The organism is Crocinitomix algicola, assembly GCF_001661595.2.
GTDB classification, from domain to species: Bacteria; Bacteroidota; Bacteroidia; order Flavobacteriales_D; family Crocinitomicaceae; genus Crocinitomix; species Crocinitomix algicola.
The window spans coordinates 70,511-91,901 of sequence record NZ_LYPF02000026.1; the positions used below are offsets into that span (position 1 = coordinate 70,511).

21 protein-coding genes are annotated in these 21,391 nt (G+C 34.5%); 9 read left to right on the forward strand and 12 right to left on the reverse strand.

The window, feature by feature from the left end; translation table 11 throughout:
* Positions 1 to 144 precede the first annotated feature (144 nt).
* From A8143_RS14690 to A8143_RS14700, 3 genes are read left to right on the forward strand one after another with little or no spacing between them, the layout of a single operon-like run.
* On the forward strand, positions 145 to 633 hold the full coding sequence (locus A8143_RS14690) for an RNA polymerase sigma factor (RefSeq protein WP_066759702.1): 489 nt from the start codon (positions 145 to 147) through the stop codon (positions 631 to 633).
* Positions 630 to 2,300: a PorP/SprF family type IX secretion system membrane protein gene (locus tag A8143_RS14695; protein ID WP_066759704.1), complete on the forward strand. Its 1,671-nt coding sequence runs from the start codon at positions 630 to 632 to the stop codon at positions 2,298 to 2,300. Before A8143_RS14690 ends, A8143_RS14695 begins: the two co-directional genes overlap by 4 nt.
* A gap of 7 nt (positions 2,301 to 2,307) precedes the next feature.
* The gene (locus tag A8143_RS14700; protein WP_066759707.1) at positions 2,308 to 3,297 is read left to right on the forward strand and encodes a PorP/SprF family type IX secretion system membrane protein; all 990 of its coding nucleotides are present in this window, start codon (positions 2,308 to 2,310) and stop codon (positions 3,295 to 3,297) included.
* A gap of 136 nt (positions 3,298 to 3,433) precedes the next feature.
* On the opposite strand, the gene A8143_RS14705 is transcribed toward A8143_RS14700, so the two are convergent.
* The 3 genes from A8143_RS14705 to A8143_RS14715 form a co-directional block, all read right to left on the reverse strand.
* The gene (locus A8143_RS14705; RefSeq protein ID WP_066759709.1) at positions 3,434 to 3,931 is read right to left on the reverse strand and encodes a Dps family protein; all 498 of its coding nucleotides are present in this window, start codon (positions 3,929 to 3,931) and stop codon (positions 3,434 to 3,436) included.
* Positions 3,932 to 3,976: 45 nt separating this feature from the next.
* Complete coding sequence (locus A8143_RS14710; RefSeq protein WP_066759711.1) at positions 3,977 to 4,261, reverse strand: hypothetical protein; 285 nt, start codon at positions 4,259 to 4,261, stop codon at positions 3,977 to 3,979.
* 201 nt (positions 4,262 to 4,462) lie between these two features.
* On the reverse strand, positions 4,463 to 4,915 hold the full coding sequence (locus tag A8143_RS14715) for a MarR family winged helix-turn-helix transcriptional regulator (protein ID WP_066759713.1): 453 nt from the start codon (positions 4,913 to 4,915) through the stop codon (positions 4,463 to 4,465).
* A gap of 328 nt (positions 4,916 to 5,243) precedes the next feature.
* On the opposite strand from A8143_RS14715, the gene A8143_RS14720 reads away from it, so the two are divergent.
* The 4 genes from A8143_RS14720 (at position 5,244) to A8143_RS14735 (ending at position 7,869) form a co-directional block, all read left to right on the forward strand.
* Complete coding sequence (locus tag A8143_RS14720; protein ID WP_066759715.1) at positions 5,244 to 5,615, forward strand: transposase; 372 nt, start codon at positions 5,244 to 5,246, stop codon at positions 5,613 to 5,615.
* Positions 5,616 to 5,813: 198 nt separating this feature from the next.
* Positions 5,814 to 6,215, forward strand: coding sequence for a hypothetical protein (locus A8143_RS14725; protein ID WP_066759717.1), 402 nt, complete (start codon positions 5,814 to 5,816; stop codon positions 6,213 to 6,215).
* A gap of 8 nt (positions 6,216 to 6,223) precedes the next feature.
* Positions 6,224 to 7,336, forward strand: coding sequence for a hypothetical protein (locus tag A8143_RS14730; RefSeq protein WP_139134378.1), 1,113 nt, complete (start codon positions 6,224 to 6,226; stop codon positions 7,334 to 7,336).
* Positions 7,327 to 7,869: a hypothetical protein gene (locus A8143_RS14735; protein WP_066759722.1), complete on the forward strand. Its 543-nt coding sequence runs from the start codon at positions 7,327 to 7,329 to the stop codon at positions 7,867 to 7,869. Before A8143_RS14730 ends, A8143_RS14735 begins: the two co-directional genes overlap by 10 nt.
* 427 nt (positions 7,870 to 8,296) lie before the next feature.
* Here the strand turns inward: A8143_RS14735 and A8143_RS14740 are convergent, their stop codons facing one another.
* Together A8143_RS14740 and A8143_RS14745 are read right to left on the reverse strand one after the other, a co-directional pair.
* A complete protein-coding gene (locus A8143_RS14740) occupies positions 8,297 to 9,934 on the reverse strand; it encodes an amidohydrolase (protein ID WP_066759724.1) in 1,638 nt (545 codons plus the stop codon).
* A complete protein-coding gene (locus A8143_RS14745; RefSeq protein WP_066759726.1) occupies positions 9,921 to 11,390 on the reverse strand; it encodes a hypothetical protein in 1,470 nt (489 codons plus the stop codon). The genes A8143_RS14740 and A8143_RS14745 overlap by 14 nt, the downstream gene beginning before the upstream one ends.
* Positions 11,391 to 11,533: 143 nt before the next feature.
* Between A8143_RS14745 and purL the strand changes: the two genes are divergently transcribed.
* Together purL and A8143_RS16720 are read left to right on the forward strand one after the other, a co-directional pair.
* Positions 11,534 to 13,768, forward strand: coding sequence for a phosphoribosylformylglycinamidine synthase subunit PurL (purL, locus tag A8143_RS14750; protein ID WP_066759728.1), 2,235 nt, complete (start codon positions 11,534 to 11,536; stop codon positions 13,766 to 13,768).
* A 173-nt stretch (positions 13,769 to 13,941) separates the two neighbouring features.
* Positions 13,942 to 15,357 (forward strand): DUF1573 domain-containing protein, encoded by a 1,416-nt coding sequence (locus A8143_RS16720; protein WP_083261410.1) that lies wholly within the window; start codon positions 13,942 to 13,944, stop codon positions 15,355 to 15,357.
* A 128-nt stretch (positions 15,358 to 15,485) separates the two neighbouring features.
* Here A8143_RS16720 and A8143_RS14760 read toward each other — a convergent pair whose 3' ends face one another.
* The 7 genes from A8143_RS14760 to A8143_RS14790 form a co-directional block, all read right to left on the reverse strand.
* Positions 15,486 to 15,905, reverse strand: a complete 420-nt coding sequence (locus A8143_RS14760; protein WP_066759730.1) for an OsmC family protein — start codon at positions 15,903 to 15,905, stop codon at positions 15,486 to 15,488.
* A gap of 71 nt (positions 15,906 to 15,976) precedes the next feature.
* Positions 15,977 to 17,215: an MDR family MFS transporter gene (locus tag A8143_RS14765; protein ID WP_066759733.1), complete on the reverse strand. Its 1,239-nt coding sequence runs from the start codon at positions 17,213 to 17,215 to the stop codon at positions 15,977 to 15,979.
* 199 nt (positions 17,216 to 17,414) lie between these two features.
* Entirely contained in the window at positions 17,415 to 18,179 is a 765-nt protein-coding gene (locus A8143_RS14770) for a YoaK family protein (RefSeq protein ID WP_066759735.1), read from the reverse strand.
* A gap of 11 nt (positions 18,180 to 18,190) precedes the next feature.
* Positions 18,191 to 18,646, reverse strand: a complete 456-nt coding sequence (locus A8143_RS14775; protein ID WP_066759737.1) for a hypothetical protein — start codon at positions 18,644 to 18,646, stop codon at positions 18,191 to 18,193.
* A gap of 1 nt (position 18,647) precedes the next feature.
* On the reverse strand, positions 18,648 to 19,145 hold the full coding sequence (locus tag A8143_RS14780) for a hypothetical protein (RefSeq protein ID WP_066759739.1): 498 nt from the start codon (positions 19,143 to 19,145) through the stop codon (positions 18,648 to 18,650).
* Positions 19,146 to 19,265: 120 nt separating this feature from the next.
* Positions 19,266 to 20,630 (reverse strand): sensor histidine kinase, encoded by a 1,365-nt coding sequence (locus A8143_RS14785; RefSeq protein WP_066759741.1) that lies wholly within the window; start codon positions 20,628 to 20,630, stop codon positions 19,266 to 19,268.
* Positions 20,630 to 21,328, reverse strand: a complete 699-nt coding sequence (locus A8143_RS14790; RefSeq protein WP_066759743.1) for a response regulator transcription factor — start codon at positions 21,326 to 21,328, stop codon at positions 20,630 to 20,632. The genes A8143_RS14785 and A8143_RS14790 overlap by 1 nt, the downstream gene beginning before the upstream one ends.
* Positions 21,329 to 21,391 lie beyond the last annotated feature (63 nt).

The window sequence follows — 21,391 nt, forward strand, 5'->3', positions numbered from 1 at the left end:
TATTATTAAAGTAACACCTGCCAATTATTTTGTAACTTGGAAAAAAATAATCGTTAAAAACTTTCGAAGGGTGTAACTTTTAGAGTAGTTGGATTGTTTTAACTGTTTGAAAAGGAGCTTAACTTTGTTCAAATTCCTCTATAATTGACTAGAAAAGAATATAATATCGCCGTTAAAGAGTACTCCGGAAGGTTGTACGGATACGCGTTGAAGTATTTAAAAAATACGGAAGACGCCGACGATATTGTTCAAGATGTCTTTGAAAAATTATGGAAGAACCGTAAGAAAGTGATCGCGGAAAAAGCAAAAGCTTGGTTGTTTACGTGTGCACACAACGCGTTAATTAATTTAATCAAGAAGAATAGTCGTATTAAATATCAAGAGGACACCGTATCTCAAGATACATCCGACTGTCATTCGCGAGATTTTGAAATGAAAGAAGTAATCGAGAAGAGCCTTGCATTACTTCCGCCAATTCAAAAATCAATCATTTTGTTACGGGACTTGGAGGGATATAATTACAAAGAAATAGGTGAAATATTAAACTTGACTGAAGCGCAAGTTAAGGTTTACCTCTTTAGAGCTCGAAATAAAGTAAAAAAACAGTTAAAAGATCTAACTATACTCGTATGAATATTCCTGAAAATTTTGACAGGTGGATGTTCGATTATGTGGAGGGAAATTTATCCCACCAAGAAGTTGAAGAGTTGGAGCAATTTTTGCTTCAAAACCCTAACTTTGATCCAGATGCTGAAGCATGGAAAACCGCAACCATTCCAAGTGAAAGTGTCGTTTACCCTAATCAACATAAGCTTGAGCGTAAACCAATTGTAGGTTGGTTTAGCTGGAGTGCGGCAGCACTTCTCCTTCTACTAGTCAGTGCAGGTGGATACCTTGCTTATCAATCCAATAAACAGGTTTCCACATCAACAAAATTTGCAAATGCTGATCTACAGTTTGATTTTTCATCAAATCATAAGCTAGCCTCTTCACAGCATAATTTTTCAGTAGAGGAAATAACCCAAACTGAATCAACAGATCAATTAAAGAATGTGGCAAAAACGAACACTTTTATAAATGCTGGACTAAGTCAAGTTGTTAGACCAAAAAACGAGGTTTCATACCCGTCGGATGAAGATCAATTAGCAGGGGTAATGAGACATGATGAGGATCAGGAAAATTACGATTTTTCTAAAGCTAAGGAGTCCCTAAGTCCTAATTATGAACAGGAAAAGAGTAAGGAAAATGATGCTGCTTATCATGCTCAATATGCAAAGAACCCAGCATTGAAGAATCAAAATTTAGACCTCTCTAAAACTACAACGATTAAATTCGGTTCCTTTTCTTCTCAACTTAAAAAGGCTTACCGAAAAATAGAAAAAATGGTGGGCTATCAAACGGGTATCGTGAATTTAAGAGATCCAGATTTATTGATGCCAGAGAATAGTGTCTTAGCTTCTAATCCAGGATTCGCAGGAGGAATGTTAAAACCTCGAGTTGAATTAAAATATAGAAATCAATGGACAGGCTCGTCTAGTAATGGCCACATTTCTCAAGTAAGTTTCGATAATTATATTCCTGAAATTAGAAGTGGAGTAGGAGTAGCAATAAATTCTGCTATCTACAATGATGGTGCTTTTGCGGATCATTCTATTGCCTTAAACTTTTCACCTAAAATTGTAATAAATAAAGACATCGTCCTTGAGCCTGGGATTAAAGTTAGTTTAGGTACGTTGACGGGTAATTCTTCTCAATTAATAGGACAACCTAATGTTGAATTAAATAGAGGTTTAATTGTAAGAAATGAACTGAATTTTTCAGCAGATGTAATTGATCAAAAATGGTACAAAGATTATGGCCTTGGATTTGTTTTAAATACATCATGGTTCTATGCTGGTTTTAGTGCAGATAACCTCGGTAATCATTACGCAAGCGTTTATAGAAATGAAGGTATGGATGCGCCTGCGAGTACTCCCGTTCTGTATAATGCCATTATAGGATATGACTGGGAAAGAGATAATAAAAAAGCAGCAGTTAGTCCATTTGTATCCTATCGTCAATTTGGCGAGTTGAAAGAAGCGTGGGGTGGACTGACAATTCGATTAAATAAACTCACAATTGGAGGTTCTTACTCGACGGATCAAAACTTTACGGGATCCCTAGGGATCAAACTTCCGAAGTTCAAATTAACCTATCAATACGATGAAACAACGACCTTATTACATGCAGAGCGCATAGCTTCGCATAATATCGGTATGCGTTTTACAATTGACTCTAAAAATAAAGCACGTTTTAAATAATAGATATATGAAGAAAATTTTAACCCTCCTCTTTGCTTGTGCATCCCTCAACGCCATGTCGCAAGATCCGGAATTTACGCAGTTTTATGCTAACCCGATATATTTAAATCCTGCAATGGCAGGAACACACGGATGTCCACGATTAAATATGAATTATCGTAATCAGTGGGCGAATATTTCAGGTGCCTATGTTACAAATAGTATTTCATATGATCAATTTGTAAATGTTTTGCAAGGTGGAGTAGCATTAATGGTAACAAACGATATGGCTGGTAAGAATACGCTGAATTGGACGACAATCAATTTAGCGTATTCTTATCACCTTCAAGTAAGTCGAACATTTACCTTGTTATTCGGAGCTCAAGCTGGCTGGAATCAAAAGTTTTTAGATTGGAGTAAATTAACCTTTGGCGATCAAATAGACCCGAGACGAGGTTTTATTTATCAAACAGGAGATTTACCCAGAGGAAATTTTTGGACTGATGGTAGCAGTTGGGGGACAAAAGGATTTTTTGATTTGTCTGCAGGAGTAGTGGGATATTCAGAGAATTTTTATTTTGGTTTTGCAGCAAAACATTTAAATACACCTGAAGAAAGTCTGATTCTTAACCCGGATGGTGAAAGTCGTTTACCGATGCGTTTTACTGGACACGTCGGAGCGAATATTGAGTTTGGAAAAGGTTCTCAATATCAGAATGTGACTTCTATTTCTCCTAATGTGATTTATACTTATCAGGATGGATTCATGCAATTAAATGTCGGAACGTATATTAAATATGGTGTTTTTACGGCAGGTGCTTGGTGGCGACCTAGAGATGCCTTTATTTTATCAACAGGTATTGATGCCGGATCATTCCGATTTGGATATAGTTATGACATCACAATTTCACCACTGACAAATGCAAGTGGAGGTTCACACGAATTATCATTAGGGTTTAATTTTGCGTGTAAGAAACCTACTAAAAAATTCAGAACGATAAGTTGTCCTTCGTTCTAAATGGTAAAATATTTCTTGGTTTATTCATCATGTTAGAATAGGACAAGAAATATTTGAGATGAAGGGGTGGTTCCCGGATTTGATTTCTTTGTTAGGAAAGAGGGTGGTGCTAACTCAGCATCACCCTCTTCTTGTTTTATTTGTCTTGCAACCAGCTGATTAGCATCCAGTGCTCTTTTTCCAATTCTTTAATATAAGAATTCATTAAATCTACGGTACCGACATCGCCGTTTGCGCTAGCAACATCAGTGGTTTCTACCATGTTTGTAAGAAGATTATCCATGTCTTCAACTAATGTCCTTACCATGAACTCTCCACTTAAATCTGTGGGAGATTCCTTTATACTTGCTTGATCTAAATAGGCCTCCATATTTGAAGTCGGAGTTTTGCCAAATACTCTTACTCTTTCTGCTATTTCATCTATTTTATTAAAGACATCGCGATACATCTTTTCAAATTGTTCATGCAATTCAAAGAAATCACGTCCCTTAATATTCCAATGAAAGTTCTGTAGTTTATGAAAATAAACTTGGTAGTTGGCTAGTAATTGATTCAAATTCATAACAACTTCGGTGCTTTCTAAATTTGTGAATCCTAATTTTCTGTGTGTTTTTTGCTCTAATAATGTTTCCATGTTGTTTGTGTTTTTTTATGAATAATTTATTGCTATTGTATTCCTTTAGTGCTTGACACTAACAATACTGTGTTTGGGTATAAGTTTACCGCCCTTCAATACAACAAAGGCATCTCCTGCCATTAAAATAGGCGCTGTTATGGAGAGTAAACCGTGATATTTGCTTTCAAATGTTATTTTACAAGCGGATTTCAAGTTCATACTTGCTGCCTTTATTAAAGCTTTATTCCGCTGGTTTCTTTTCAATTTAGAAGGCAAAGCATCCGCGTTTTGAAAGGCAATTTTATGTAATTGATTTTCTTGCAAATCAATAGGTTTTGCTTTAGTCATCCTTTTAAGATTTGTGATGTCACTCGTTTAAGGCATGACATCGGTTAAAAATAAGTGTAAGTGTACTTGTTCCGCTGATTCACGGACTCATTTGGCTAGAAGACGTATATGTCATTTATGTTGTACACAACACAAATATACAAAAAAGGTTGAAAATTACCAAATTTCAACCCGAAAATCCTCGTTTTATAATGAAATTGCTTAGTTAAGCGGCGGTGCCTCCTGATTTTCCGCGTTCAATATTTTGAGTAATAAAACAAGACCTTTCTGAACGGTTGCGTATTCATCCTTACTCAATTTGCTAATATTTTTTGCTAGTTTTTCTTGCAATAAAGGCGGTGAATTTTGAAGTAAAGCTAGCCCTTGAGCGGTTAAACAAATCCAAGTTTCGCGTTTATCGCCTGCTGACGGTATTTTAGCAACCAGCCCTTTTACTGCAAGACGCGTGATAATACCGGTGACCGTACTCGAATTAAGGTGTAAATATTTTCTCAGAGCGAGTTGCGAACTTTTAAAATCGTCACATTTACTGAGGTAATTTATCGCTAATAATTGCGGAATACTTAATCCACATTCTTTTTGAATTTTCTTCGATTCTAAATGTACACTTCGAACGATCTTGCGGAGCGGAATTAGTATTGCAGTATAGTCCATATACGAATATAATCAAAATATATGTTCTGTACAACCTAGATGAGATGTTTTGCGGATGAATATCCGCAAGATTTGTTGTTAACGCAGGATGAATATCCTGCGCGTGCTTATTAAGTTTTTAGTTTAGAATCAACATTCCACAAATCGCACACTTTTCGTACCAATTACTTTTGATTGTAGAAACATAGGTGTTTCCAATTTCCCATAAGTCAATTGCTTGGCACAAATTTCAATACATCTGTGCAGGGTATTGATCCTGCGCTAAACCACAATCAAAGTGATACCCATCACCAAAATCCAATTTAATTAAAAACATTATTTTTGATATGTGCTAAAACGATCCGGAATAAAACGTACAATAAAAAAAGAAGCCAGCTATTTTTTAACGCTGACAGTTGTGAATTGGGCTGATGTGTTTACGCGTCCGGTATATAAAGACGCTTTGATTGATTCGATGAAATATTGTATTGCAAATAAAGGGTTGAATATTTTTGCATACGTTATTATGACCAATCACATTCACATGTTGGTCAATACAGAACCCAATTTTAAACTTGAAGAAACGATTCGAGATTTTAAAAGGCATACCAGCAAAACAATTACCAATTTAATTGTCAGTGAGCCGGAAAGTAGGCGAGAATGGTTGTTGGGATTGTTTAGCATGGCTGCTGCAAAAACTGATTACATTGACCAAAACTAAAATCTACATTAATAACAAACCTCAATTAAGTAATTTTTAATCCGAAATAAATATAACTAAAAGACTAGGTGTAAACACTTAAATCATTTAAGATTAAACACTTAATATTTGATTTTTTTACGCAAACTATTTGTTTTTTTGAATAATGAATTATAGATTGTGCACTCAAATTAATTTAAAACAATTAAAAATTACATTATGAAAAAGATGATTTTGAAATTATTGGTTGTACCAGCTCTATTTTTCAGTCTCGGGCTATTGTTCGCATCATGCGAAAAAGAAGAGGTAATGGTCGATTCGCAAGAGTTAGAGATTAACAATGAAGGACCCGCTCATACTTACGAAGTTGGCAACAATAGGGATAAGGTTGCTTGTACGATCAGAGATGGAAATGGTGAAGCAGTTTGTGCTGGTACACGTTGTAAAGCACCAAACGGAGATGAATGTAAGGATGTTGATAACTGTGAGTGTATAGAAACTGATGGCACAAACGGTAGTTACCCAACAGGTATGACTGCTGTCCAGTTTAAACAATTATGGAACACAGAATCGGGTAGACAAAATTTAATGGCACAAGGTTACTATTCGACCGATAACTAAGCTACTCAATGAAGATTTATGTAGTTATAATAATCACAACTCTATGTATTTGTTTTATGTGGAGTTGTGATTTTTCTTCAGAAGAAAACACAAATTCGACTAATGACAAGGGTGTAGATACTTTAAAATACTTAAATTTCTTCACTGATTCACTTGTAGAAATTACCACACCAGAAACTATTAGGTCTATTCAATTTTCTTGTCAACCAATTGAATCTCAACATGTTTATTTTTTAGACCCAACTAACGGTTCTTTTAGTTCTTTCAATACACTGAACTACGAGTTGATAAATCATTGTCAAATCAATAATTTTGATTATGCAGAAAATTTTGTTGTTTCAGAAGAAGATTCAACTTTTTATATTTTCAACGAAGAAATTAGTAATCTAGTTGTTTACAGCTTTACAGGTGAAATCGTGGAATTGATTGAATTACCGGATCTTGGTAATACTGGTGCATTCTACGCATCCTTTAGTTTTAAGCCTTATATAGTGGATAAAAATATTTATATCTTTCGATACCCATTTGTAAAAAACAATAATAAAAACCCAGAATTTTATACCGCTAAATTAGAAGCAAAAGTAGATTTAGTAAACAATACATTGGAATTCCTCGAAATCGAATATCCAGAAAACTATAAATCTAATTTTTACAGTTGGAATTATTTGCCCGAACGTTATATAGACAGTGATTCAACATTTTGTTATACATACCCGTATAATGACACGGTTTTTAGATATAATTTGAATTCGAATAGGGTAAATAAAATATTTTGTGGTAGTAAGAATAAGGATTTGGTATTTCGATACATAGCATTTGATCAACTCGATTCAATAAATGAAATAGCATTTGATGATCTATATAATAAGAATCCATTTTATAGCCAAGTTGAAAAAATGAGTTTTTCAAACAAATATATAAGAAAATTATATCGGAAAGATGTTGAAACCAATAAGATTCAGGAAACCTTGATTCTATTTGATTCAAACCTCCAATATATTGGAGAGTCTCAAGAAGGCTGGAAGTCTCAAATAATAGTAGATTCGCCGCATGGCTTGCTAAATATAAAAGGCGATTTAATGAACAATAGATTATTAATAAGCAAATTAAAATGGAATTAAAGCTATTAACATTTTGTATATTCTTCTTGTTCCTTCAAGGCTGCGAAATAATTAATGAGAACGATGTGGCTTCAACAAAATCAACTAAGGATATACCATTTGAGATTGATCAGTATCATAAACCTGAATTTAACGAAAAAATTTTACAATTTTTAGAAGATGAATTGGAAACGGAATTTAATAAAAACAAAAGATTCACCGCTATTTTTATCCATGCAGAAAAATGTGTGCCATGCATTAATAGTAAATCGACTAATTTAGTTGATTATTTTAATCACGTTAACAATCAATCGGTGTACTTTTTTATAAATGATACTACTTTCGCTAATTCTTCTGTCAACAATCATATAAAATTTATACATCATAACCCAAACTATTATAAGGATCGTGGTGTACACCATAACTCGGTGCATTTATATGAAATTATTAATAATTTAATTGTTGATGATTATGCAATTAATGAAACTTATGTTCAAGAAAATCTATTGAATCCTATAAAAAAACATTCGCCAGAAATGGAAAGCGCATTCTAGGATTCTTGAACTCGAGAAAATCGATTCACAACTTTTTTACTCGACTATCTAGTTAAAGCAAAATTTGTGTCAAAACCAGAAGATTGGATTTATTCATCTGCTAGAAACTATGCCGATATGGAGTCCGTTCTTGAAATACACACTTTGACTCCTAGTTTATCCAAGATTAGGCAGTTTTATTATTATGTTAAATAGAACGGGTTGATTTGTTTGGGGATGAATATCCACACGATTGTCAATAGGCGCAGGATGAATATCCTACGCATGCATATTCATGCACATTAGATTTTTAGTTTTTAAATGACAATCTGTACATAACACATTTTGTGAAACCCTTAATTAATGTATAGAAATACGATGTCATGTAGAACTTTTGACGCGTATGCGCAGGAAATTCATCCTGCGCTAATACTTTGCGCTAACTTCATCATTCACCATCAAAAACCATCACACCATCTAAAAATGTTTTAGCGACGTAGGTGGTTAGAATCTCTTTTGCATCCACCTTCATAATGTCTTTTGTTAAAATCACAAAATCGGCTGCTTTTCCTGGTTCTAAAGAACCGCGCGAATCTTCTTCAAAATTCGATTCGGCTGCCCAAATGGTCATTCCTCGCAATGCATCTGCTCGACTTAAGGTTTGATCAGGGTAAAAGCCACCAATTGGTTGCCCGTCTTTACTTTGTCTGGTAATGGCAGCATAAAAGGTTTCTAATGGATAAATTGCTTCAACAGGAAAATCAGTTCCTAAAACAATTGTGCCAGCTTCTTGTAACAGGCGTTTGTAGGCATAAGCATGTTTTAACCTTTCTGATCCTAGTCGTTCTTGGGCCCATCTCATATCAGAAGTGCAGTGGGTGGGTTGAACAGAAGGAATAACCTTCAAAGCTGTAAATAGACTGAAATCTTGATCTTGAATGACTTGAGCATGCTCAATTTTCCACCGATGATCGGGTTGATCTTGAATGACATCGGCATAAATGTTGAGCATTACTTTATTCGCCGAATCACCAATACAGTGCGTATTCATTTGGTAACCTATTTCTTTTGCTAAATAGGCTATATCTTTTAAGTTACTCGTATCTGATAACATGATTCCATAATTACCTTTATCGTCATGATATGGTTCGATTAAACAGGCTCCTCTGGAACCTAATGCTCCATCTGCAATTATTTTAAACGATCGAATGTGTAAATTCCCTTTTTTATAAGGACCATTTTTTGTAGCGAAACCCATGTTTTCACTGTCGGGAAAGAGCATAGCATAGGATTTTATTTTTAGTTGGTGATTGGAATACCACTCTTCATATAATGCTCTATCAATAGCATTAATGCCTGCATCGTTAATTGAAGTTAAACCAACTTCAAATAGTTTTTGTTCAGCTTTTTTTAATAATTCTAATTTTTGCTCTGCCATTAATTCAGGGATACACTTTGCGACAGAATCATAGGCGTTGTCTAGTAATAGGCCGGTTAGTTTTCCGTTTTCTAATCCAATTATGCCACCTTCAATAAAGGAATTATTATTAATGTTTGCTATTTCAAGAGCTTTTGCATTTGCAATTGCAGCATGCCCATCTACCCGCCTAATGAGTACGGGGCGATTCGGAAATAACTCGTTTAATTTTTCGTTTGTAGGCATTTTTTTATCCTGCCATAAAGTTTGATCCCATCCTCGCCCTAGGAGCCATTCAGATGTCGAATGAATTGCAAATTCCTCCATTCGAGAAACAATTTCATTGAATGATTGTGCTCCTTTTAGGTTGGCTTCACCCAAGGTCTGTGCAAACCCCATAAAATGACAATGTCCATCATAGAAACCAGGATAAATTGGTCTTAATTGAGCATCGATGATTTCGTCACATACATACCCATTCAAAATTTCGCGTTCCGGTCCTAATTGAATGATTTTACCATCTCGAATGGCCATCGCTTCGTAAACATTAAATGCTTCATCGCAACTGTAGATTTTAGCATTATGTATAATTAAATCTGCTTGCTCACCTTGATAACACCCCATTAAGGAAGTTAAAAATACAAGTATCCATAGATTATTTTTTTTCATAATTCAGTTCTTTTAAAGGAATGAAGCATCCAATAATTAATAATAGTTCTGCAGCCATTTTATAACGAACTATCGCACCTAAAATAGGAGTTGTCCACCCGATAATGATAAAAATGACGATTGCGGTATAAATAAAAAAGCGGTTATAGAATTTTTCAGAATTAGATAGCTTTCTTTTGTTGGTTAATGAGAACACCAATAACCCCACTAACATTATGTTACATAAAAAAGAAACGTGTTTAAAATTGCTTCCGTTATCCCATGGGAAAGGGCGAACCATAGTGTTCAAAAAAACGGTTGGTAAGCTTGTTACCATTGCCCATCTATTGTAATTAATCAGCGGGGTTTCGATAAAACTTGTAGAAGGAGGTTGAATCAAATATAGGTCGTATAACCGTTGATCGCTCTTTATTTTAAAAGGGTAAAAATTTGATTCGCCAAACAATTTATATTCTCCCTCACAATCTTCTAAAACCTTAATTTTAGCCTCATCTTGTCGTTCAAAATGATCAAGATACTTATAATCGAAAGCGCAGAAGGCACTATCATTTATGAAAAAAACACCTCCTTTGCCCATATTAGTCAAGTCACGCTGTTTATAGGATATTTTCTCTAATAAATTGATGGGCTGAGGCGCAATGGTTAATGAGTAAGTTACCAACACAAGAATTAAGGGAATGGCCAGCCTTAATGCTTTATTAAAACCGAAATACTTACCCAAAAAGAGGAAGCTACTCATTGCAATTACGATTAGACCAACGTAAGGCTTGTTCAATAATAATATGGCCGTACCAATTAATAACAGCACTATTGAAGAAAGGTTCTTTTTTTTGAGCACGGCAACTAAACCAGAAAAATACAAACCTAAACCAAAAAGTAGGAGGGCTTCTTTAGTGATGCCCGAACCCCAAAAAAGTACAGGTGGAAATAGGAGTATTATATAATAGAATAGTTGCGGGTTTTTTATTAGTGATATAAATGATTGGTGTATCCCAATTAGTCCAACTAAGCCTAAAAAAGACAAGATTAAACCATGCACATATACGTTTTGAAAAGAGATAAAATGTATGATTGAATTAATCCTTATGATTAACCGATTGTCGTTCATTAAGTCGCCATTTTCTCCATAGCTCCATATATTTGTATTAGAAAGTGGAGGAGATTGAAAATAGGATTCATCAATATCAAATCCGATTAGAAGCTTCAAATACTCTAATGGGGCAGTTTTAGCAAATTCATTTAAAAATAAACTATCATTTAGAAAATTTCCGGCATCCCCATAAATTGTTCCGTTACTGTAATAGAAGGAGAAAATAAGAATGAAAATTGCCGATGCAAAAATTTTAAATCCCCACCCAATGTATAAATCTTTTAGTTGAATTGTGGTATAAGGCTGAATTACTCTTAAAGTAAGAAAGCCAAAGACAATTAAAACGCTATATATTATAAATCCCATCTGAGTTGGCTGTAAAATTAAAAAATGATACGATTTGACAACTCGTTTTTATTGTTGAAAAAAAAGCAGAACAAATCCGCAGAAGCGGGGATATAAAGTTTAGAATACTTATTTTTGTGGTCTAAATTTATTTAGCGTTACAAATGGATAAGAATACACAAGTGCTCGCAACAGTCGAAGACGCAATTGAACTCGGATTATTAGCTGAGGAATTTGAGTTGATTAAAGAAGCAATGGGTCGTACACCAAACTTTACCGAATTATCAATTTATTCGGTAATGTGGTCGGAACATTGTTCTTATAAAAACTCAATTAAATGGTTAAAGACTTTACCAAAAGAAGGACCGCATATGCTGGTTCAAGCAGGTGAAGAAAATGCTGGTTTAGTTGACATAGGAGATGGATTGGGTTGCGTTTTTAAAATAGAATCGCATAATCATCCGAGTGCTTTAGAGCCATATCAAGGTGCTGCAACAGGAGTTGGAGGAATAAACCGTGATATTTTTACCATGGGTGCGCGACCAATCGCTCAGTTAAATTCGTTGCGTTTTGGGGAAATTTCAAAAGAGCGAACGAAATGGTTGGTTAAAGGTGTGGTAAAGGGAATTGGAGATTACGGGAATTCTTTCGGTGTGCCAATTATCGGTGGAGAAACCATGTTTGATAAATCTTTCAATACAAATCCATTGGTGAATGCATTTTCTGCTGGTATTTTAGAAGGGAAAATGATTTCTGCAACTTCAGCAGGACCAGGAAACCCGGTTTATATTGTGGGTTCTGCTACTGGTAAAGATGGTATTGCAGGAGCCGCTTTTGCGAGTAAAGATATTACTGAGGAATCTTCTGAGGACCTTCCTTCTGTTCAAGTTGGAGACCCTTTTCAAGAGAAACTATTGTTAGAAGCTACGTTAGAATTAGCTAAAACAGATGCTGTGGTAGGTATGCAAGATATGGGTGCCGCTGGTATTACTTGTTCATCATGTGAAATGAGTGCTGCAGGGGACAATGTAGGAATGGATATTGATTTATCTAAGGTACCTACACGTCAAGAGAACATGAAAGACTGGGAAATTCTTTTGTCTGAATCGCAAGAGCGAATGTTGTGTGTGATTGAAAAGGGGAAAGAAAAAATTGTAGAGGATATTTTTGAAAAATGGGATTTACATGCTGTTCAAATTGGTGTCGTAACTGAAGGTGGAATTATTAACTATTCGATGAATGGAGAAGTGGTTGCTTCGGTGCCTGCGGAATCACTCGTTCTTGGTGGTGGTGCTCCTGTTTATGAAAGAGAATATAAAGAACCTGCGTATTATCAGGAATTTAAAAAGTTTAATATAGACGATGTTGCTCAGCCTGAAGATTTGAAAGAAGTTGCAATGACTTTGTTACAACATCCAAATATAGCATCCAAACGTTGGATCTATGAGCAATATGATTCAATGGTAGGAACTAAAACGATGACTACCAATAGACCGTCAGATGCTGGAATTTCAAATATTAAAGGTTCAAATAGAGCTTTGGCGATGACAGTTGATTGCAACTCGCGTTATGTCAATGCAGATCCGGAAATAGGTACGCAAATAGCGGTTTCTGAGGCGGCAAGAAATATTGTTGTATCGGGAGGTATTCCAAGTGCAGTAACAAATTGTTTGAATTTTGGAAATCCATATAATCCGGAGTGTTACTGGCAGTTTGTTGGAGCAATCAAAGGAATGAGTGCTGCGTGCCGTAAATTTGAAACACCTGTAACGGGAGGAAATGTTTCATTTTATAACCAAACGGTCATGGAAGGGAAAGAAGAACCTGTTTTTCCAACGCCTACGATTGGAATGATTGGTGTTGTTCCTGATAAGTCAAAAATTATGACAATGGATTTTAAATCGAAAGGCGATTTAATTTTTATCATTGGTGAATCAAAAGATGATATTTCGTCTTCAGAATATTTGGTTTCATATCACAAAATTGATGCATCACCAGCGCCTTATTTTGATTTAGATAAAGAATTTGCGCTACAAGAAACCATGAAAGGTTTGATCGATCATCGATTAATTAATGCCGCGCATGATTGTGCAGATGGAGGCTTGTTTGTTGCGTTAACCGAAATGGGAATGCCAAATAAACTCGGGTTTGACATTGTAACAGATGCAGAGATTCGTGAGGATGCTTTCCTTTTTGGAGAAGCTCAAAGTAGAGTGGTTGTAACTATTAATGAGGATCAAGAAGAAGAGTTTATTGAATTTATGATGAACCAAACAGTTCCGTACACTTTATTAGGACATGTAACTAAAGGAAAAATGTGCGTGGATGATGAACATTACGGATATGTTGAAGAAATAAAAGATATTTATGACACAGCGTTAGAAAAAGCTTTATCATAAATTGAATTTGTAATTTTTAAAAAAGGGTCACTTAATTTTATGTTGACCCTTTTTTGTTTTTTTAAGATTATTGAACAACTAAACATATTACAAGGATTCTCTTAGCGTAAATTCATGTTAAATAACTGTTATTTAGTTAGTTTAAAAACTGATGTTTTATACTTTTAATATTCATGAAAAAAATAAACCTTATACTCTGTTTAGTTTTTGGAATTCTTCACAATTGCTATGCAAATGCGAATGAGGGAGCAAAGGTTTATTTTGAAAAAAAAAGTTATCAATTTTATAAGCTAAGTAATAAGATTGTAGGTGGAGAAGAACGAAGGATTTGGTTCCAAAACCAAGGTGATGAACCTTTGATTATTCGTAAAATTGGTAATTCTGCGAAAAATTGGCTTGAGGTTACTCAAAACAATTCTTATGTTTTGCCTGGTAAATGGAGTTTTTTTACGGTAAGGTTTTTGAACTCAGGAATTGAATCCGGTTTCGTTAATAAAAATGCTATTCTCAAGTTTCGTTCAAATGCAAAAAATGCAAGTTTGGTTAACCTTGAGCTGAATTTACATGCCTATGAAAAAAAGATTAGAGTAGTTAGAGATTCGCTTCAGCCAAAATTCGATACGGTTTATGCTCCTGCGGTTATGTTAATAGATAATGAAAAGAATTATTATAGTGTTGATGTACCGAATTTGTATAGTGAATTGTTAATTGTGGATAATCTTGTACATATCAATAATGATAGTCAAACACCTGTTCGTATTAAAGGAAATCCAGAAAGAGGAATTATAGTTGCAAACGGTACGATTAATTGCTCTTTTAGCATAGATAAAAATCTACTCTACACAGATGGCATGTATAGCGATTACTGGTTGTTAACCTTTCGTGAAAAATCTGAAAAAATTGTTTTGGTTACACAAACACTTGTGCAAAGTAGAGGTTTAAATATAGAGCATGAACTTTTAAAATTAGACACAGTAAAGAGAGGAGGAATTATTAAAACAGCTTATAAGGTTAAAAATACAGGCAATTCAGGTGTAGACATAGATCATCAACATTTTAGCGAAAGAAGTTATGAATTCTTCATGCAGCAAGGGGTAAAAACGAATCAACTGTTCCCTATTTATCTTCGAGCTAAGGATTCTATTATGATTCCTTTTGAAATAAACACATCTCAGATGACTGGTGGATATATAAGGGCTTTTAAGTTGTCGGCTGCCAATTTAATTCAACAGCAAAATATAACTTTAAGTTTTAGTGGTTTTGCGCAAAGTGATTCATTTCCAGAAATAACCTTTGACACAACGTTGATTCAGAGAGATATCGTTTATAATGGGAATGGAATTTTTAAATTTGAATATACAAATACCGGTAGTGAACCCTTGATCATAAAAGTTGCAAAAGCGTCAGGGGGAGCTTATGCATCTTATTCAAAGGAGCCCCTTTTACCAGGAGAGAATGGGATTATCGAGGTTCGTTACAACACGAAAAGAATGGGGCCTTATAACCGAGCAATTACATTAACGACAAATGCTTACCCTCATTCGAATGTGGTTTTGCGAATTAAAGGCACAGTTAAGAGACAAGAATGAATTAAATTTCTTGAACGGTTTAAATTTTAATGTATTTCCGCCAGGGATAGCAGCGGCAGCTCCCGCATTTGCGGGACTACAGCGAAAAGCCCGACCTGAAATTTATGAAAGGTGGCGGCCAAACGAACTTAAAGTTCTTCATTCCTTATTTCGAAAGTAACCTCAGAAAAGGACCTAAACATTTCGATAACGCCACAATATTTATTTACGGATAAATCCACGGCTTTTTTGATTTTATCTTCGGGTAAATTTTTGCCTTGAAACGTGTAAACAATATGGGTATTCTTATATGTTTTAGGATGCTCATCCGTTAATTCTGCACTCACCTCAATTGAAACATTGGATACGTCAATTCGCATTTTTTTAAACAACGAACTTATATCCATTCCTGTGCATCCGGCTAAGGAAGTTAACATTAAGGCTTTTGGTCGTAGCCCTTTGTTTTCGCCCCCATGCTCTGGTGAAGCATCTAGGTTTACTTCACCTTCAGGGTTTTGTACTGTATATTGCATGTTTTGGCGCCAATGCGCCGTAACTGAATTCTTCATAAGTTGACTTTGAATAAAGTTAATCAATCCGCGGCTACTTCAAAACATTCCCGAATTAAATTCTTTATTTTTTATAGTGGTTTGGAGGTTGTTCTTTGTAAATCAACTTGTTCCTCTGTTTTTAATGCATGTTTAACCACTAACAGCAGAAATACGGCTATTAATCCTAGTCCACCAATTAGAAACCAAGTCGTGTAAAACCCTAATTTATCGATGAGCTGTAGGCCACCGTTATGACTAAAAATATGGGCAAATGAAAAAGCGATGGTATAAAGTGCCATATACTCTCCTTTGTTTCCCCTGTTTGCCCGATTCATGGCAAATGAATTAGAAAATGGAAAAGCGATGATTTCTCCCATTGTAATCAGCAATACACTTATAACCACGATACCGGACCATGAAGTGAAGTTCAAGAGAACAAAACTAAAGCCAACCATTAATGCACCGATGATCATTAGTCGAATAGTAGATGTTTTTCTATCCTCAAAATACTTAACGAGTGGCATTTCAACCAAGAAAATTAAAAAGCCATTCGCTCCAAAAAGTAATCCAATTTCAAATTCGGTTAACACATGAACATCTTTATAATAGATTGGTATTGTTGAAAAGAATTGCATAAATGCTAATCCAAATACACACATTGCCAAAATAAACAACAGAAAAACGCCATCTTTATATGGAGATGCTGAATGGTTAGGACTCACATCATCCATCGAAGGAGCTCTTTTAGGATTTAATATTTTCAAAATTAATAATCCAGCGAAAATACAAGTTAAACCATCAACCCAAAATAAGCCACCATAACCAATTGCGGTTATAATTAAACCTCCAACCGCTGGACCACCTGCAAAACCTAAGTTTATTGCTAAACGAATCAACGTAATTGACCGGGTTTTATTTTCAGGTTTGCTATAGGCGCTTAATGCGACAAACATGGCTGGTCTGAACATGTCGGCAACTAGCATAACCAGGAAAATACCGATCAATAAAGTATTGAATGTATGAAGAAATTGAACACCAATAAATAAAAAGCCAGAGCCAACTAAGCTTAATATCATTGTTCTATAGCCACCAATGTGGTTAGTGAGTTTACCGCCAATCCATGAACCAACAACTGAACCGAGCCCAAAGGCACTCATTATCCATCCAACTTGAGGTAGTGTAAACTTAAGGTCTTCAGTAAGGTAAAGCGATAAAAATGGAACAACCATTGTTCCTGCCCTATTAATTAAAGTAATCAAGGCTAACCACCATACTTCTGGTGATAGTCCTTTGAAAGAATTGATGTAAAGGTTAAATAAATGTTTCATTTTTGGACATAAAAAAACCCGTTCTGACAAGGTCGGAACGGGTTGAATAATATATTATATTACAAATTATAAATTCAAATAGCTTTTCCGACAGCAATCCCATGGATCACAAACGACTGTGTATTTTGTTTTATAATTTGACATTTTTCTTGTTTTCTAAAGTGCAAATTTAGTTGATTTTATGTTTGCTACTTAATTATTATAAAGTTTTTTTTGAAAATAATATGTTTTTCCGCGTAAATAAGGACCTTTTTCGCCTTTTAATTTTTAGTACAGAGTAGTCATAGAAAAGAATAATACCGAGAAGTACGCAGACAATGTAAAATGCCGCATATCCCACTTTTATGTGAAGAATGCCTGCAGAAATACCGCCAAACATATAGGCCGTTACCACACTTAATAAAATTTGTGCCTTGCGCCTTAACTTTTTGTCTTTTCTATATTTTTTCTTGGTGAACATTGAAAACAGCAAACCAAGATCAGTTGTTAAACCAGTTAAATGGGTAGTTTTTATTGAGAAATTTGTGATACTCGCGGTTAATCCATTTTGGAGCCCCATAGCAAAAAGCATCAAAGCCACTAGAAATTCAGTTTCCCAAAGCGTGTTTAAATAGAATCGCTGTAGGTAAATACTTACCGTTAATAAACATATAATTTCTAGAATTAGTGGAGTTGCGTGAGCTAGATAGGTACTTTTGCCAGGTTTGCTATGTATAATTAACATGTTTGATGTAAAGTTGCCGATTAAAAAGAGACTAATCCAGATAAAAACTATAGCCGCTTGATACCAATTTCCTTTAGCAACTTCTTGCGCAAGAATGGCGTAATGTCCAGTAACGTTACTTGTAAAAGCAAAGAAGAGAATTACTGAAAGGACATTTACCATTCCTGCAGAGCAAGCAGTGAGAATCGCAATCTTTAAATTATCTTGATGTGTTCTGTAGTTGTTAAATTTTCGTAGCATAGAATTATGTGCTAATCGACTTTTGAAAAAGTCATTTTTACGATACCTTTTACTTGTAAATCGAAATTAAAGTGGAGTACAAGTTTGTTTTTAGTTAAATCTTGAATTTGATATATCTCAGTTCCATTATCCTTATGAATCATCTCCAATATGTTACCCCTTCCTCGCAAATTGTAAATCAATTCTTCTTCTTCGTGTCCTCTTTTAACAAGTTGAAGACGGTTATTTTTTTTAAACACCCACGTTTCTGCTTCGTGTATGAACATGTTACTGCAAATTTCTTTCTTAACAAGATTATCAAGAGGGAGGTTGGAATTTTCAGTAGAATTTACTCTTTCATATTCCCAAGAGACTTCATCCCATGACCCTAAAATTAAACTTTCAGGTCCTTTTAAATCGGAGATAATTATGGACGAGCAGACAATCAAAAAGACAAACCCAATAAATGATGTGTAAATGATTTTCATGTTAAATTAAAAAAATATCTACCACGTTATTGTTTGCATAAAGCTGATGTTCTTCCGTGAATTGTAAATCGATTATCGACGTTGGAATATGACTGTTTGTGAGGGCTTCTGAAATATCATAACTGATGTTGAGGTTGAATTTCCAATCGAAACCGTTTAATAAGTATATATGATCAAAATTTCTGTTTTTTAAGTAGTTTTGAATATAACTTTTATTTCTGCTAGTCAATAACTCGTATGATATAGATTTAAATTGTTTTTCATACTTGCTCTTTAGAAATTCTGTAGCATTATTAAAATCTTCTGAAATGAGCTTTTGAAGTATTTTATGTTTTGAATGAAAAAGGAGAGTTGTGAGTGAGTCTGATAAGTGATATCCATGAGCTAAAGTAAATTCAAAAACTTTAGTAGGATTATTATTGATAATTTGTTTAATGGCATGTAAACTCAATACGCTAAAATCAGTTGGTAAGAGTATTTTTAAGACTTGATTATTCATGTTTTCCGTTTAGTTAATTCAAAATTACCTTGTGGGAATTAGAATTGAATAACAACAGAATTAGAATTGAATTAAAACTAAAGTGTAAGGATTAAAATGAAATTAAAAACTGGTAAAGCCCTAGTTTATTGGCAAGTTTATTTGAACAACTGTTCCTTTGTCTTGCTCTGAGCTCACGATTAATTCTCCGTGATGCATTATAACGATGTTTCTGGTTAAAGGTAAACCTATACCATACCCTTTATAGTTGGTAGTATTTGACGCGCGAAAGTAGGGGTCGTAAATGTACTTTATTTCTTTTTCTGGAATGCCGATTCCAGCATCTTTAACAATGATAAAAATATTGCTCAATGAAACCCCCAACGCTATGTGTACTAATTTGCCATCTGAATACTTTAAGGCGTTTATTAGTATGTTGTAAATTGCAAGATGTAATAGTTGCTCGTTACCATGTACAATTAATTTTTCTGGATTGTCTGGAAGCAGACTAAAGTCAAGATTTATTTTTGGATTAGCAATTACTTTCGAAACAGTCGCCTGTACATCAAGAATTAATTGGTCTATCCGTATTTCTGTAAATTTTTGAGACTTACCATTAAAACCAGTTTGAGCCAGCTGTAGTAAAGCGGAAGTTTTCTTCTCAAGTTTTTCAGCTTCAATTAAAATTCGATGTAGTGCAGACTTGTACTCCTCAATATCCCTCGGTCGAGACAATGCCAATTCAGCTTCTCCGATTATTGAGGCAAGCGGGGTGTTTAATTCATGTGAAGCATTTGAAATAAAGTTTTTTTGGGATTCAAACGAAGTTTCTAATCGGTTGAGCATCCTGTTAAATGTTTTAGATAATTGATCAATCGTATCGTTTGTTTTAGTTGTTTTAAGCCGCAAATGAAGGTTTTTTGTTCCAATTTTTTCAACTTCTTGAATGATGTTATTCACTGGGTGTATGAGTGTTCGTGAAACTAATAAAGAGATTAAAAAGATTAGAAAAACGCTGTAGAGAATAGCGGTGGTGAGTAAATTTCCTAAATAGGCGATATGATGGCCGTGAAAATAATTTTCAGCGGTGACAATAACAAGATAACTCTCATTTCTTTTATTGGTATACTCAATTCCCGCCATCAAGGTATTATCTACATTAACTTGACCGTTACCTTTTTCAATTATATCTGAAATAAACTCTTTCGGGAATTTTTTTGAAACGGAGTCCAATGAAAAGCTTTTACCATTTTGCATTGGTATAAAATGAACTGATTGGGAGGGAAGATCTTCTAAAAAATTCAGATTTACATCATTAAAATTATCAAAATCGGAGGTGTTTTCTAAGTATATTTTAGCATTGATTACGGCACGTATCTCCAATCGCTTAAAAAAATCAGTATAATCGTATTTTGAAATGGAATAGTAAATGAAGCCACTAAATAATAAGGTGTAGCTAATAAATACTGAAATTAATATATAAACGACCTTATTGTTTAATTTCATTAATCCTGATTTTTGAGCACATATCCCATTCCAATAACCGTTTGGATTAATCGAGGTAAGTTGTCAAACTCCATCTTTTTGCGAAGATAATTGACATATACATCGACTACATTTGTACCAATGTCGAAATCAATTCCCCAAACGTCTTCTAAAATAGTTGTTCTCGACAACACCTTTCCTTGATTGGCCATGAATTTGGCTAACAGCTTATATTCTGTAGACGTAAGATTAAGTTTAATGCCATTCCGCTCAACTGACTTTTGAGAATCATTTAAAACCAAATCTTCAAAACTAAAAATTTCGTCTTGCATTTTAGCAGCATGTGTTTGATAGTTGGTTCTTCTAAGTAATGTTCTGATTCTGGCTTTTAATTCAATGAGTTTAAAGGGTTTAGGTATGTAATCGTCAGCTCCGTTATCTAAACCTAAAACGACATTTTCGGCACTATTCAGCGCAGTAAGCATGATTACAGGAATATGGATAAATCCTTTTAATCGAATGTTTTTACATACCTCCAATCCATTCATGCCTGGCAATAATATGTCCAGTAGAACTAAATCTACATTATTTGATTGGATATAAGATAGGCCTTTAAGACCATCTTGGGCGTGAATAACATTATAACCTTCTTCAGCTAATCCTTTGACAATAAGACTTGCTAACTGTTCTTCATCTTCAACGAGTAGGATGTTTACCATTTTAAATGTATTGTCACAAAAATAGCGAGAAACCTGTTATATAATTATAAACTGACATTAGAA

Coding starts and splice junctions, on each gene's coding strand:
- A8143_RS14695 (WP_066759704.1), top strand. CDS start 630: ATGAATATTCCTGAAAATTTTGACAGGTGGATGTTCGATTATGTGGAG.
- A8143_RS14700 (WP_066759707.1), top strand. CDS start 2,308: ATGAAGAAAATTTTAACCCTCCTCTTTGCTTGTGCATCCCTCAACGCC.
- A8143_RS14705 (WP_066759709.1), bottom strand. CDS start 3,931: ATGGAAACATTATTAGAGCAAAAAACACACAGAAAATTAGGATTCACA.
- A8143_RS14710 (WP_066759711.1), bottom strand. CDS start 4,261: ATGACTAAAGCAAAACCTATTGATTTGCAAGAAAATCAATTACATAAA.
- A8143_RS14715 (WP_066759713.1), bottom strand. CDS start 4,915: ATGGACTATACTGCAATACTAATTCCGCTCCGCAAGATCGTTCGAAGT.
- A8143_RS14725 (WP_066759717.1), top strand. CDS start 5,814: ATGAAAAAGATGATTTTGAAATTATTGGTTGTACCAGCTCTATTTTTC.
- A8143_RS14730 (WP_139134378.1), top strand. CDS start 6,224: ATGAAGATTTATGTAGTTATAATAATCACAACTCTATGTATTTGTTTT.
- A8143_RS14735 (WP_066759722.1), top strand. CDS start 7,327: ATGGAATTAAAGCTATTAACATTTTGTATATTCTTCTTGTTCCTTCAA.
- A8143_RS14740 (WP_066759724.1), bottom strand. CDS start 9,934: ATGAAAAAAAATAATCTATGGATACTTGTATTTTTAACTTCCTTAATG.
- A8143_RS14745 (WP_066759726.1), bottom strand. CDS start 11,390: ATGGGATTTATAATATATAGCGTTTTAATTGTCTTTGGCTTTCTTACT.
- purL (WP_066759728.1), top strand. CDS start 11,534: ATGGATAAGAATACACAAGTGCTCGCAACAGTCGAAGACGCAATTGAA.
- A8143_RS16720 (WP_083261410.1), top strand. CDS start 13,942: ATGAAAAAAATAAACCTTATACTCTGTTTAGTTTTTGGAATTCTTCAC.
- A8143_RS14760 (WP_066759730.1), bottom strand. CDS start 15,905: ATGAAGAATTCAGTTACGGCGCATTGGCGCCAAAACATGCAATATACA.
- A8143_RS14765 (WP_066759733.1), bottom strand. CDS start 17,215: ATGAAACATTTATTTAACCTTTACATCAATTCTTTCAAAGGACTATCA.
- A8143_RS14770 (WP_066759735.1), bottom strand. CDS start 18,179: ATGCTACGAAAATTTAACAACTACAGAACACATCAAGATAATTTAAAG.
- A8143_RS14775 (WP_066759737.1), bottom strand. CDS start 18,646: ATGAAAATCATTTACACATCATTTATTGGGTTTGTCTTTTTGATTGTC.
- A8143_RS14780 (WP_066759739.1), bottom strand. CDS start 19,145: ATGAATAATCAAGTCTTAAAAATACTCTTACCAACTGATTTTAGCGTA.
- A8143_RS14785 (WP_066759741.1), bottom strand. CDS start 20,630: ATGAAATTAAACAATAAGGTCGTTTATATATTAATTTCAGTATTTATT.
- A8143_RS14790 (WP_066759743.1), bottom strand. CDS start 21,328: ATGGTAAACATCCTACTCGTTGAAGATGAAGAACAGTTAGCAAGTCTT.